This window comes from uncultured Allobaculum sp. (assembly GCF_948576815.1).
Lineage (GTDB): Bacteria > Bacillota_I > Bacilli_A > Erysipelotrichales > Erysipelotrichaceae > Allobaculum > Allobaculum fili.
Map to the genome: position 1 here is coordinate 1 of NZ_CAPAEZ010000069.1, position 14,063 is coordinate 14,063.

Below are 14,063 nucleotides of genomic sequence, written 5' to 3' on the forward strand. Positions count from 1 at the left end.
ATTATCCCAAGGAGGCGGTCGAGAAAATACCCGTCTTTTATTTGACGCTTACTGTTGAACACATTCCAGCTTGATTTCAGGAGAAAATTTGGATTTTCGTCCCATAAGAAAAGCTCCCTTTCAAGAAGAACACGTTTGTTTATTTCACGTGTCTGCTCGCCGGGGAGCTTATCATTTTTTGGAAACGGTTCTTTTCCCAGAGATCAATGGAATTACTCGCACATCAGCTTATTGGCGATCTGCGATTTGAAACGGGAGAAAACCAGATCCTCGTCGCTGACTTTCTCTTTTCCAAGAATGTCGGTTAAACGTTCTTTGGGATCATCAAAGACGATGCTGGCCTGGAGGAGATTCCCTTCCGTCTTCAAATCGATTTTGTCTTCTGGTATTCCATATGCCTGAGCCATATCCGACTTCATGGACTCGCCATACTGATCCAGCAGATCCTGTCCTTCCACACCGGCGGATCCAAGATCATAGATCACAACGTATTCCATCGAGTTCACCATTTCATCTTTGAAAGGAGCTTTTATAATAACCTTCACGATCGGGTTTTCCTGTGAAACGGTGCAGGTCAGCACCTCCGCTTTGACCTCACTTCCTGCTGGCTTCGAACTGCTGCATCCTGCCAGCAGTGTGCCCGCTATGAGTAAAGCGGATGCGACAGCGCGGCCATTCTTTCTCTTTCTCATTTAAAATACCTCTCTTCGCGTTTTCTTATCCTGTCGGATCGCATGCGATCCAGCAGGCATTTTCTTTCCTGAAGGGTAAATTATCCAGGTTGAATCCAGTATACCCTATGGCACGTTTTGACATTTTCAGGGGGGGGAAGCACTCAATCCTTATGGAACACCTGTATCTGGCTCGATTTTCAAAAAGGATCGAAATATGATTTTGCTTTTTTTGAAAGTATTCTTCTTTCCCCTTAAAGTTCATCCGTTTCGTACAGCTTTATTCAGCTTTCCTCATCTTGAGCGCGCAAAATCCGGGCGGAAAAGATGTCTTCGAAATGGAGCTCGTTCTTTCGCACAATATTAAGCGCACCAGAAACTTTCCCCCTTTGTTCTTCTGCTCTGCTGAGGGTTCGGCTTTGTGTGAGAGGGGCGGGCGTCCACAAAAAACCGTTTCTTCCCCAACAGGAAGAAACGGTTTTGCATACAGCGGGAAGCTTTGAACTATTCACAGGTGAACTGTGCTTCGAGCTGTGCTTTGGCTGTGGAAAAAACGAGATCGCTGTCTTTGACTTCCTCTTCTCCAAGAACACTGCTGAAGAATTTCTTAGGATCCTTAAGCGATACTGTGACACTGAGCTTTGATCCGTCCGCGGTAACGTTCAGATCCTCTTCGTCGATTCCCAGCTCTTGGGCTACCTGGCTTTTAATCATACTGCCATACAGGTCTATCAGCTGTTCACCGTCAACCCCCGCAGACGAGAGGTCCATAGTAATGGCGATGTCCATGCTGCTGATCTGTGCGTTTTCGGAGGGCGCGTTCAGAACAACCTGAATGGTCTGACCTTCCTGTTCTGCGGTGCACGTGGTCATAACCGCTTTTGCGCCGTCGGAACCGCCGGAACCGCTGCATCCTGCCAGCAGCATACCTGCTGCAAGAAGACCCGCAGCAAAACGTTTTTTAAACATACGATTCTCCTTCTGTCTCTCTTTTCCTTTTGAGCTTTCCGGTCAAGCAGCCAGAAGCCGCAAAGGGACGCACACCTTCAGAACTGCGAATTTCCAGTGCCCCACGGAAACAGAAAGATCTGCCCGATTTGAAAACTCTCTGAAAGCGCCGCCTCAATATGGGTATTGTATCGAATGACGATCGATTTTCGAAACAAACCTTTCCGTCGATATCAATTCCTAGTATTGCTCAACTGTTTTGTACAAACTGTCCGATCTTGCGGTCAATGGCCTTTTCTTGTGCAGGGCGGGCAGCGGCTTACAGGATGACACGGGTGACCGAAAGGACGGAGCGAACCTTGCGCAGATTGGCGATCAGACGTTCAAGAGATTCGGAATTCCGCACCATGATTTCAATTTTGGTCGTCGCGGTCAGCGAATCGCTATTGACGGTTGAATTGATGGCCCGTATGGAAATGCCGTTTTGCTGGAAAACCGTAACGAGATCCGAAAGCAGATAATTGCGATCATTGGATTCGATCTGCAGGTGAACCGGATACGTTTTGTCTTCGAGATTATCGCCCCAGGCGACAGGAATCAGACGCTTTGACTCCTTGGCAATGTTCGGGCAGTCCCTGCAGTGAACTTTGACGCCATGACCCTTGGTGATGTAGCCGACGACTTCATCGCCGGGGATCGGCGAGCAGCAGGGCGAAAGGGACACTTTGATCGTGTCGATGCCCGGTACGACGATGCCGCAGTCGGACACTTTTTCCTTTTTCTCGTTTTTCGAGAACAGCTTGATGATTTCTTCGTTGTCATCGACGGCCGCCTTAGTCGTGTTCAGACGTTCAATGACGACCGCAGTCGGAATGCGTTTGGCGGCAATGCCCGCGTACAGGTCGTCGCTCGTTTTAAAGGAAAGGCTCTGCAAAATCGAGTCGATTTTCTTGGATGTACGGACGATGGACGGATCGAGTCCGGCCTTTTTCATGTCGTCCATTAACATTTCCTGTCCTTTGCGAACATCTTCGCGCTTGTCTTTCTGCGCCTGTTTCTGGAAAAAAGCACGGATCTTGTTTCGGGCGTGGGCGCTCTTGACGATCTTGATCCAGTCGGGCGAAGGGCCGGCCGACGCTTTGTTGGTCATGATCGAAACCACATCGCCGGTTTTGAGGGGAGTATTGAGCGGAACGATGCCGCCGTTGACCTGTGCGCCGACAGTATGGTTGCCGACTTCGGTATGAATGCGATAGGCAAAGTCAATGGGCGTCGCCCCGCTGGGCAGCGAGATGACTTTGCCGCGCGGGGTGAAGCAGTAGACGTTGGCTTCGAAAATGTCCTTCTGCACCGTGTTCATGTATTCGAGCGGATCTTCACTGTCTTCGTCGGTGATGATGGAGAAATCGCGGAACCAGGAAAGCTTGTCTTCCATTTCCCTCGTCTGCATCCCCTCGTCCATGCCAGACTTGTTTTCCTTGTACAGCCAGTGGGCGGCGACACCTTTTTCGGCAACGGAATCCATCTCTTCGGTACGGATCTGGATTTCAAACGTGCTGCCGGATGCCGAGGAGATGACCGTTGTGTGCAGGGACTGATACAGGTTGCTTTTTGGCATCGCGATGTAGTCCTTGAAGCGGCCAGGGATTGGCGTATAGGTGGCGTGAATGTAGCCGAGAATTTCGTAGCAGTGCGCGATGGAATCGGTAATGATTCGAATCGCCTGCAAGTCGAGAATTTCTTCGAAGCGTTTGTGCTTGGTGACCATCTTTTTATGGATGGAGTAGAAGTGCTTGGAGCGGCCGAAAATACGGTATGGAATATGGTAATTGTCGAGAATGGTCTTGATGTCGTTGATCATCTCGGTAACCTGCTCGTTACGTTCGCTTTCGCGGTTGGCGACGAGCTGCTTGATGTTCTGGTATTCTCTTGGATCGAGATACTTGAAGCTCAGATCTTCGAGTTCGTTTTTTACCTGCGAAATACCAAGACGATGGGCGATCGGCGCGTACACCTGGAGCGTTTCGCGGGCGATGCGCTTCTGCGCGGATTCGGACTGGTATTCCAGTGTGCGCATGTTATGAAGACGGTCAGCCAGTTTGATCAGAATGACGCGGACGTCCTTGGCCATCGCGATAAAGATTTTGCGGTGATTGCTGGCCTGGTATTCCTTTTCGTCCTTGAATTCCTTTTTGATCTTTCCAATTTTGGTGACGGCTTCGACCAGATCGGCGATTTCCGTAGAAAATTCCTGTTCCAGAATTTCGTACGTAACATCATCGCAGTCTTCAAGCGTGTCATGGAGCAGACCGGCGGCAATGGTTTTGGGCGAACAGTGCAGTCCAGCCAGAATGTCGGCGACCTGAATGACGTGAACCGTATACGGTTCGCCCGATCTTCGCTTCTGTCCCTCGTGGGCATGATCTGCGAATTTCCAGGCTTTTTCGATCAGCTCAAGATTTTCTTTGCGATGAATGTAGGTCTGAATATGTTCCATACATTCTTCAATCGTGACGCTGTGTTTAGTCGCCATAGGTGCCTCCTTTTTATCTTCTGATTCGTACGGGTTTCCTTATGACAGATGCGCTCTTTGCTGCTCTAGCGTTGGGAGCGCCGTAAGCCAAAGCGATGGTCAATCGTTTCCGTTTTTGGAATGAGAACATTCTGTCACGTTTTAAAACGGATATATGAACGAGCAGCCGGAATTTATTTCCCGGCTGCTGATTATTCTTCATATTATGTGAAATCTTGGTTTTTTTAAATCGTTTTTGGAAAAGCTTACTCGATTTACTTGTTTTTTCAATCGGAAATGCCTGTCCTATACATTTTCAACATATGGCCAGCCTCTTCCCTTTTCAAAACAAATTCAGAATCGGATTTCCTGTGCTTTAAAAAATCGGCGTGTCCTTTTACGGCCGTCTATTCGCCTTCGTAGTGAACGAGGGAAAGAACCGGCGTATCGCCGAATTTCGCGCGGGCCTTGAGGTCATCGAGTTCGACAACGAACGCGAAGCCGACTACTTCGGAGCCTTCCTTGCGAACCATGCTGGCGATCGCTTCGCACGTTCCGCCCGTTGCGAGCAGGTCATCCACGATCAGAACGCGGCTTCCCGGTTTGAGATCTTCCGCATGCATCTGCAGGGAATCTTCGCCGTATTCGAGCGTGTATGTTTCCGTAATGGTACGACGCGGGAGTTTGCCCGGTTTGCGAACGGGAATGAACGGAATTTTCGCGTCCATGGCGGCTGGAATGCCGAACATGAAGCCGCGGGCTTCCGGAGCCACGATGACATCCGCGTTTACTTCTTTGGCAAATTTTCCGATTTCAGTCGCAGTCTGCGCGAGCGCTTCCGGATCGGCAAGGATCGGCGTGATATCCCGGAAAATGATGCCTTCTTTTGGAAATCCGGGAATCGAAGCGATTCTGGTTTTTAAATCCATAGTTGTATTTTCTCCTGGCTGCTTTGCAGCACTTCTTCTTTTTTCACACTGTTCCATCCAAGAGGAACAGAACATCAAGCGTACCGAATTTCTGAGCTTCTGTACAGTCTGATTGTACCGGTATTTTTTTCGAGTGCGCTCTGCAGCTGCGAGATCTCTGCACAAATTTGCACATATGCCGCTTTAAACCGACACGCTTTCCTGCAGAAAACGACTTTTTTCCGATCAGATTTCGTAGACGATTTCGTCGATCATGAACTCGGCTTTTCGCGTACCGTTCCAGGTCGAGATGGAAATCGAGCCGATCAGCTTTTCAATGCCTTCCTGTTTGGCCAGCTTATCCGTAGAGGTCTGGTTGAAATGAATCGCGTTGATGCCGCCATCGAGATAAAAGCGGCGATGACGGCCTTGCGAAAAGTCGAAGCTTTTAAGAATCAGCGGCTGATCGATTTCAAATGCGGGCATTTTAAAGCCGGTTCCAAACGGACGAATCGCCTGCAGAGAATCCATGTTTTCAACGGTGATGTCCGACACTTCGATTTCCATCGGTTCAGCCGGCATTTTGGTCCGCACCATTTTGGAGGCGTTTTTGATCAGAAAGCTTCGAAAATCCTCGACTTTACCCGCCGGCAGGGCGAATCCCGCTGCCTGTGCGTGACCGCCAAGGGCAAGAAAGCCATCGTATTTCTGCAGGAATTCCAGGCAGTGATAGCCTTCGGGAGCGCGCATGCTGAATTTGGCTACATCGCCGTTTAAGGTTCCGACAATCGCCGGCTTATCGAACTGGGAGCTCAGCCGGCCGGCCGCCAGACCGATAATGCCTTCATGGAAATTCGGGGAAATCGCAAAGAGAATGGCGGAAAGCGGATTAATTTCCGCAAGCGCCTGGCTTTGCACCTGATACGTCATTTCTTTGCGCGCTTCGTTGATTTCCATTACACGCGCAGCGTATTTCTGAATTTCGATCGGATTCTTGCTTTCCATGTAGCGGACAAACGTATTCACTTTGGCCCGGTCGCTCAGACGGCCCAGGGCGTTGATGCAAGGAGCAACCTGAAAGGAAATATCCGTTTCACACACTGGATAGGAGCGAATGAACGGATCAAAATGCGGTTCGTGATGGGCGTTGAGCGCCTTGAGACCTTCCTGAATAATCGATCGGGTTTCCTTAAAGACAGGCATGCAGTCGGCAATCGAAGCGACCGCCGCATAGATCAGAAATTTTTCTTCCTCTATGCCTAACGCCCGTACGCATTCAAAGGCGACGCCAGCACCGCACAATACATCAAAGTCTTCGCCCATTTTCATCGGGTGAACGAGCAGCGTGCAGTCCGGTTCATCTTCGTACAGATGATGATCGGTAACGATCACATCCACGCCAAGTTCTCTGGCTTGTTCCAGCGCGGAACCAGCCGATACGCCGTTATCGACCGTGATGATCAAGTCATAGCTGGCTTTTGCTGCCTTTTCAACGGTCTGCTCACTTAAGCCGTATCCTTCTTTTAAGCGGTCGGGAATGTAGTACATCGTTTCCAGGCCATACCGTTTCAGGCCCTGATACAAAATAATCGTCGACATAATGCCGTCGCAGTCGTAATCGCCCGCGATCAGCACTTTCTGGCCCTTTTCTCTCGCCTCTTCCATACGCTTTACAAAGTCCTGCATGCATTTAGCCGTGCAGACGGGACGAAGCGGGGAGGGATGAAGAATTTCGTCCCGCTCTTTTTCATCGAGATGGGCGTGATTCAAAATCTTGTACGCCAGACCCGAAAGAACGGGTGTCCTTTGTTCTGAATGGGAAGCGGCGGAGGACAAATCTGCCGTTCCCGCGGTTGTTTTTTCATTTTTCATAGGCATCTCCATTATATCCACGCCCTTTTTCTCCACCCCGAACGGACGATTCGTGCTGCTACGCTCGGTGCGAAAAAGAAAGGATTCTTTTCTGGAAAGCCAGTCGGGCGTAAAGCGGAAAACGGGAAAGAGCCGCTGCTCCTTCCCGTAAATCGGTCTGTACATCTGTTTTCGATGGTTTAAACACCGCTTTTCTTTTGCCGATCTGGCGATCCTACTCGGGCAGACAGGCAAACTGCGCATCCTGTTCGAGGGCGGCTTCAATTTCGTCGAGATCGAGTCCGTCTGCGCTCAGACCAAGGGAGGCAAACAGAGCGGGGATGTTCTGAATTGTCGCGCTGGCGATATAGCCATCATCTTCTCGCTTCACTTTGACCAGATCGGCCTGAATGCCAAGCGTCTGCGCAAGGGCATCCGCAATCAGCGCGCTTTTTGTTTTGGAGCCGTCGCTGTCCCCTTCCTGCAAAGGGACCCGATAGCCGGTCAGCTGCTGATCGAAATCGTGCGGATACTTCATGGTAATTTCCAGAAGTTCGACCTGGCTCTGTTCGGAAGGTGCGCTCATACGAAGAGAAAGACTTCCGTTCTCGTTGGTCTGCGTACAGCTGACGGTCCGTCTGGACGAACCGCAGGCGCTCAGCAAAGGCACGCCCAAAACGAGCAGAACTGCCAGAGCGGTTTCAGAAAGCGTAGAGGAAAGCCGCGAAACGGATCGCATAGTTCGTTCTCCTTTTCAGTATGGAAAATTCGTGAGAGAGCGTAAGAAAACGCGCAGGGAAAGCCGCGCGATCTTCTTAAACTCTGTCTTTGTTAGATGGGCTGTTCTGGTGGTAGCGTACGGATTGACCGTACGGATTTCCAGTACAGATTTGCCGCGTCTGTCCATTCGCCGGATTTGTCCTTAATCCTGCGAATCGTCTTCTGCCTCGTCGTGCAAAGCCGACTCGGTAATGTGCAGATGGGCGTACGCTTTCGGCGTAGCAATACGGCCGCGCGGGGTCCGGTTAATCAGACCGGTCTGCAGCAGAAACGGCTCGTACATGTCTTCGAGTGTCGCCGCGTCTTCGCCAATGGAACTGGCGAGGGCTTCTACACCGACGGGTCCGCCGCCAAAGCGGAAAATGATGCCTTCGAGATATTTGCGGTCCACCTGATCCAGACCAAGATCGTCGACTTTCATGCGGTCGAGCGCATCACCGGCCACATCAAGGGAAATGTGTCCGCCGTTATACACCTGGGCAAAGTCGCGGATGCGGCGGAGCAGGCGGTTGGCGATACGCGGCGTACCGCGCGAGCGTCTGGCCACTTCGCCAATCGCATCATCTTCAATCGATGTGTTGAGAATGCCCGACGTACGGCTGACGATCTTTTCGAGATCGGCCTGCGCGTAATATTCGAGCGGCAGCACGATGCCAAAGCGGTCGCGCAGCGGCGCGGAAAGATCGCCGGCACGGGTTGTTGCGCCGACCAGCGTAAAGGGCGGCAGAGCCAGACGGATCGAATGGGCTGAAGCGCCTTCCTTTCCGACCACAATATCGAGATAAAAGTCTTCCATCGCCGAATAGAGAATTTCTTCAATCTGGCGCGGAATGCGGTGAATTTCATCAATAAAGAGCACATCGCCGGCTTCCAGCGTCGATAAAATCGCCGCCAGATCACCGGATTTCTGAATCGCCGGACCGGAAGCGGTCACGAGATTGCCGTTCATTTCATGGGCGATGATCATCGCCAGGGTCGTCTTTCCCAGTCCGGGAGGTCCGTATAAAAGGACGTGGTCCAGAACTTCGCTGCGGCTTCTGGCCGCCTGAATGTAGACGTTAAGATTTTGTTTCAGTTCCTGCTGGCCAATGTATTCCGCCAGCGTTGCCGGACGCAGCGCCTGATCTTTGTCTTCGGTCTGCTCGGCTGCATCTACAAGACGTTCTTCTTCCATAGGTCCTCCTTTCTTTCACTTTCCGATCGAGACGCCAGAAACTGCGCCGGATCGGGGGCTTTACTTTATGAGTACTGGAATCCATTCGTTCCAGTTTTTCTTTTGGGTACGTATTCTTTTGCGGATCGTTTTTTTCAGAACCGTTTGATTCCGTTCGGACCCGATTCGTTTCGGATCTGGTTCCTCTGGATTTCTCTCTGCTCTTTTATTCAGAAAATGTTACCGATTTCATTTTCGGCCTTCTATGAAGAGAGACCCAAACGGATCCCTAATAAATCAAACGGATCCCTAATAAATAAATATGGTAGAAATTTGTTCAGACAGAACGAAATTGTTGTAAGGTTAAACGCGTTTGGACTTGACGATCCGGGCGCCTCTCAGACGCCTTTTTTTCTGCGCGCCAGTTCACGCAGCGCAAAGCGTAAAAGCGCGTCGGTCTGCGGATACTGCGCCAGCTGTTCGTTCAGCTTCAGACTGTCGATTTCCGGCTGACGATAGCCCAGCGATAACAGGGCATCGCTGACTTCCGCGACAACGGGATCGGATGGAGCAGCACTGTCCTTGGATTTGGGCTTGTCTTCGGGAAGAACGACTTTTCCCTTGAGATCGAGCAGAATCTGGCCAGCGGTTTTGGCACCGATGCCCGGCAGCTTTTTGAGTGCTGCGGCATCGCCGTTTTCAATCGCCCGGATAATGGACGATTCATTCGAGGCGGCAAGCATGTTGAGCGCCATTTTGCATCCAATGCCCTTGACCTGAATCAGGAGTACGAACAGATCGTAAAGCGCTTCGCTTTCAAAGCCGTACAGGCACTGATCGTCTTCCTTGAACTGCTGATAACAATATAAAGAGAGAGCCTGGCCTGGCGCGTAGCTTTTGGCCGCGGGCACATAGACGATGAAGCCGATCGGTCCGCACTGAAGAATCAGACTGTCTTTTCGCGTTTTTAAAACGGTTCCTTCCAGATATCCAATCATAGGCCTTCCTCCCTGTTTTTCTCGCTGTTTCCGTCGCTTTCCATTCGACTCAATACGCCGAATTTCCCTGTGCATTTTCGCGCTCGGACCAGCCTTCCCATTATACCAAATCCACTGCCGCCTGCCGTTTCCCATTTTCCGGCAGCCTTTTGCCGTACACGAGCGCATGGAGCGGTTGTCAGCTTCTGCATGCGCTGGCTGAACAGAGCACGGTTTTTCTTTCTGTTTTGTACGCGAATGGACGTTCATTCGAGGCAAAAGACGGTTACGCGGCGTATTTTCCGCACGCATCGCCCGATTCGGATTGGATTCGCCCTTTTGAAAGCCATCTCTGTTTTCTGAACCAATTTTTCTTTCAGAAAGCAAGTCCGGAAAAATGAAAATTTTCACATTTGCGTACACTCTCAGGCGAATTTTAGTAAAAAGCCGATCCAGATTTTTTGACTTTCCCTTCGAGTGATATAACTTACATATTCCTCTTGAGATCACGAATCGTGAACGCTGTACACGATTTCTGATCGATACAGGAATCTGGAAATTTAGAAACGGAGATCAAAATGAGTAAAGTGTATAACTTTTCTGCAGGCCCGGCCTGTATGCCTGAATGGGTGCTGAAAACAGCAGCCGATGAAATGCTGGATGCCAGAGGATCTGGAATGAGCGTGATGGAAATGTCTCACCGTTCCAAGGCCTTCGAATCCATTCTTCAGGAAACCAAAGATACCATTCGTCGTCTGGCCAGCATTCCGGAAGACTACGAAATCCTCTTCCTGCAGGGAGGCGGAAACCTTCAGTTCTCCATGGTTCCAATGAACTTCAACAAAAACGGAGCTGATATCATCAACACCGGTCAGTGGACAAAGAAAGCCATCGCAGAAGCGAAAAAACTTGGCCGTGTTCATCTTGCCGGAGACAGCAGCGACAAAACGTTCACATATATTCCAAAAATTACCCAGGAAGATCTGGATCCGGATACAGACTACGTCTACATCTGCGAAAACAACACCATCTACGGAACAAAGTACAAAAATCTGCCGCCTCATGAAGGCAAGCGTCTGATTGCAGACCTTTCGAGCTGCATTTTCACTGAACCGCTGGATGTCACCCAGTATGACATGATCTTTGCGGGCGCCCAGAAAAATCTCGGTCCTGCCGGCGTTACTCTGGTCATCATCAAGAAAGACCTGCTCGATGAGCAGCGCGACGATATTCCTTCGGCCATGCTCGACTACAAGACTTACGTAGACCACGATTCCATGTACAACACGCCTCCTACATACGGCATTTACATGGTCGGCCTTGTCTGCAAATGGCTCGAAGAACAGATCGGCGGTCTGGAAAACATGGAAAAGATCAATCAGGAAAAAGCCGGCCTTCTCTATGACTACCTCGATAACTCCAAGATGTTCTCTAACCCGGTAGCGGTAGAAGACCGTTCCCTGGTCAACATCCCGTTCGTAACCGGCGATCCGGAACTCGATAAAGAATTCATCGCCAAAGCCAAAGAAGCCGGTTTTGAAAACCTGAAAGGTCACCGTACCGTCGGCGGCATGCGCGCTTCCATTTACAACGCCATGCCTGTAGAAGGCGTAAAAGCCCTTGTCGACTTTATGAAAGCATTTGAAGAGGAACACGCATGAGAACCATTTCTTTACTGAACGCGATTTCGGACAAAGGAACCGCAGTATTTGACGAAACCTACACGTATGAAGCCAACGCCGCCAACCCGGACGCCATCATGGTCCGCAGTGCGGATCTGCATAACCTGGATTATCCAGAAACACTGAAAGCCATCGCCCGTGCCGGCGCCGGCGTCAACAACATCGATCTTGACGAATGCACAAAACGCGGCATCGCCGTATTCAATACGCCGGGTGCCAACGCCAACGCCGTTAAGGAACTCGTAATTGCCGGACTGCTTCTCGCCAGCCGCGATCTGTATCACGGTATGGAATGGGTTAACACCCAGGCCGGCAGCGAAACGCTTGCCAAAGACGTAGAAAAGCAGAAAAAGAAATACGCCGGCAACGAAATCGCCGGAAAGAAACTCGGTGTCATCGGTCTTGGCGCCATCGGAAGCAAGCTGGCCAACACCGCGCTCCATCTCGATATGAACGTTATGGGCTATGACCCTTACCTTTCCGTTGAATCCGCTCTGAAACTCTCCCGCTGGGTAGAGCACAAGACAGATCTCAAAGATCTGCTTGCGGATGCCGACTTCGTCTCCCTCCATCTGCCGCTGCTCGATTCCACACGCGGCCTGATCAACAAGGAAACCATCGCCCAGATGAAAGACGGCGTGAAAATCATGAACTTCGCGCGCGGCGGACTCGTTAACGATGACGATATCCTCGAAGCGCTCGATTCCGGAAAAGTCGCTCTGTACGTAACTGACTTCCCAGACGCCAAGCTCGCCGGACATCCTGGTGTCATTGCTCTGCCGCACCTCGGTGCAAGCACGGCTGAATCCGAAGAAAACTGCGCCGTTGCGGCTGCAAAGGAACTGCGTGCCTACCTCGAAGAAGGCAGCATCATCAACTCCGTCAACCTGCCAAACGTATCTCTCGAACTGAGAATGCCGTACCGTGTCGGCGTCATCCATTCCAACAAGCCGAAAGTGCTCTCCAGAATGACTGACATCCTGTCCGCAAACGGATCCAACATCGAAAACCTCCTGAACAAATCCCGTGGCAACATTTCCTACACCATTCTCGATCTCGAAGAAAAACCGACCGAAGAATCCCTGGAAGCCATCCGCAGCCTGGATGAAGTCATCCGCGTAAACCTCTTTGAAAAGGATGCGAAGTAATGATCTTCTCTTCTGCTGATATCCTCATTCCGGCCAACGGCAACTTCAGGGACTGGGCGGTTGTCGCCTGCGACCAGTATTCCAGCAATCCCGAATACTGGAACTCGGTGGCGAAATCAATCCAGGATTCCCCAAGTACGCTGAATCTGATCCTCCCGGAAGCCTGGCTGGAAACGAAACAGGGCGAAGCCCATCAGGCAACAATTGCCCAGAACATGTCGAGCTACTTAAACGACGGCGTGCTCAAAGAACTCAGGGACTGCCTGATTTATGTAGAACGTACGCTCGTCGACGGTTCGATCCGTAAAGGTCTGGTCGGCGCGCTTGATCTCGAAGAATACGACTACCATTGCCCGACGGATCGTCCGATCCGTGCAACGGAAGCCACGATTCTGGAACGCATTCCGCCGCGTGCCCAGATTCGCCGCGATGCCATTCTTGAATTCCCGCACATTCTTCTGCTTCAGAACGATGCCGAAGACGCGCTGTTCAAGCAGCTTCACGCCATTCGGGAAACTCTGCCGGTTCTTTACGATTTTGACCTCATGAAAGACGGCGGCCACATCACTGGACGCATCATTCAGGGCGAAGAAAAAGATCTCGTCTGCGCCTGGATTTCCGAATACGAAACCCGTTCTTCCCTGCCCAATCCGCTCGTTTATGCGGTCGGCGATGGAAACCATTCTCTTGCCGCTGCCAAAACGATCTGGGAAGAAATCAAGCCGACACTTACAGAAGAAGAAAAGCGCGTTCATCCGGCCCGTTTCGCCTTAGCCGAACTGGAAAACCTGCAGGATGAAGCCCAGAAGTTCGAACCGATTCACCGCATCATCAAAAATACCGATCCGGCTGGGCTGATCGCTTATTTCAACGAGAAAGCACCCGCTCAGGGCGGTTACCCCATCGAATGGGCAGCCGGGGGCGAAAACGGTACGATCGTTCTCGACGATGCGATTTCCCCGCTTCCTCTGGCTGTGCTTCAGAAGCAGCTGGACGAGTGGCTGGCCGAAAACGAAGGAACGATCGATTACATCCATGGCGAAAAAGATCTCGAAGATCTGGCCTCGCAGGATGGATCCATCGGATTCTTCCTTCCAAAAATCGAACGGGATTCCCTGTTTGAAACCATCGAAGCCGACGGTTCGCTTCCGCGTAAGACGTTCTCTATGGGTCATGCTCAGGAAAAGCGCTACTACCTGGAAGGCAAGCGCCTCCGTTTCAAAGACGAATCCGATTCCTGAATTTGTCCCTCCTGAAATTCATCTGTTAAAAATCAAGCCTGAGAAACTGCTCATGCAGCCTCTCAGGCTTTTTCCTTTGTTCTCTCTCTGGATCAGTTTTCATTTCCGATTAGCGACATTCTGGACCAGTTTTCAATACGTAAGTGTCAAACAATCGACGGGTATACGCGAGACTGAATATTAGATACGCTA

General features: G+C 50.9%; 11 protein-coding genes. 3 read left to right on the forward strand and 8 right to left on the reverse strand.

What is annotated here, in order from left to right:
- Window positions 1-212 precede the first annotated feature (212 nt).
- The 8 genes from Q2J39_RS08970 to ruvA all read right to left on the reverse strand — a co-directional run bounded on the left by Q2J39_RS08970 (window position 213) and on the right by ruvA (window position 9,821).
- On the reverse strand, window positions 213-692 hold the full coding sequence (locus Q2J39_RS08970) for a hypothetical protein (RefSeq protein ID WP_230266654.1): 480 nt from the start codon (window positions 690-692) through the stop codon (window positions 213-215).
- A gap of 483 nt (window positions 693-1,175) precedes the next feature.
- A complete protein-coding gene (locus Q2J39_RS08975) occupies window positions 1,176-1,640 on the reverse strand; it encodes a hypothetical protein (protein ID WP_230266653.1) in 465 nt (154 codons plus the stop codon).
- 298 nt (window positions 1,641-1,938) lie between these two features.
- The gene (locus Q2J39_RS08980; protein WP_230266652.1) at window positions 1,939-4,152 is read right to left on the reverse strand and encodes a bifunctional (p)ppGpp synthetase/guanosine-3',5'-bis(diphosphate) 3'-pyrophosphohydrolase; all 2,214 of its coding nucleotides are present in this window, start codon (window positions 4,150-4,152) and stop codon (window positions 1,939-1,941) included.
- A 386-nt stretch (window positions 4,153-4,538) separates the two neighbouring features.
- A complete protein-coding gene (locus Q2J39_RS08985; protein WP_288340232.1) occupies window positions 4,539-5,060 on the reverse strand; it encodes an adenine phosphoribosyltransferase in 522 nt (173 codons plus the stop codon).
- 225 nt (window positions 5,061-5,285) lie between these two features.
- Window positions 5,286-6,911 carry a DHH family phosphoesterase gene (locus tag Q2J39_RS08990; protein WP_288340230.1) on the reverse strand — a complete coding sequence of 542 codons (1,626 nt, stop codon included), beginning with the start codon at window positions 6,909-6,911 and terminating at the stop codon, window positions 5,286-5,288.
- A gap of 214 nt (window positions 6,912-7,125) precedes the next feature.
- A complete protein-coding gene (locus Q2J39_RS08995) occupies window positions 7,126-7,629 on the reverse strand; it encodes a hypothetical protein (protein WP_230266649.1) in 504 nt (167 codons plus the stop codon).
- 183 nt (window positions 7,630-7,812) lie between these two features.
- The gene (gene ruvB / locus Q2J39_RS09000) at window positions 7,813-8,844 is read right to left on the reverse strand and encodes a Holliday junction branch migration DNA helicase RuvB (RefSeq protein WP_230266648.1); all 1,032 of its coding nucleotides are present in this window, start codon (window positions 8,842-8,844) and stop codon (window positions 7,813-7,815) included.
- Window positions 8,845-9,221: 377 nt separating this feature from the next.
- Complete coding sequence (ruvA, locus tag Q2J39_RS09005) at window positions 9,222-9,821, reverse strand: Holliday junction branch migration protein RuvA (RefSeq protein ID WP_230266647.1); 600 nt, start codon at window positions 9,819-9,821, stop codon at window positions 9,222-9,224.
- 557 nt (window positions 9,822-10,378) lie between these two features.
- Between ruvA and serC the strand changes: the two genes are divergently transcribed.
- Genes serC through Q2J39_RS09020 form a run of 3 tightly spaced genes read left to right on the forward strand, consistent with a single transcriptional unit; the run spans window position 10,379 to window position 13,871 of the window.
- The gene (gene serC, locus Q2J39_RS09010; RefSeq protein ID WP_288340227.1) at window positions 10,379-11,461 is read left to right on the forward strand and encodes a 3-phosphoserine/phosphohydroxythreonine transaminase; all 1,083 of its coding nucleotides are present in this window, start codon (window positions 10,379-10,381) and stop codon (window positions 11,459-11,461) included.
- Entirely contained in the window at window positions 11,458-12,630 is a 1,173-nt protein-coding gene (locus Q2J39_RS09015) for a phosphoglycerate dehydrogenase (protein ID WP_230266645.1), read from the forward strand. The genes serC and Q2J39_RS09015 overlap by 4 nt, the downstream gene beginning before the upstream one ends.
- Window positions 12,630-13,871, forward strand: a complete 1,242-nt coding sequence (locus tag Q2J39_RS09020) for a DUF1015 domain-containing protein (RefSeq protein WP_230266644.1) — start codon at window positions 12,630-12,632, stop codon at window positions 13,869-13,871. The genes Q2J39_RS09015 and Q2J39_RS09020 overlap by 1 nt, the downstream gene beginning before the upstream one ends.
- Window positions 13,872-14,063 lie beyond the last annotated feature (192 nt).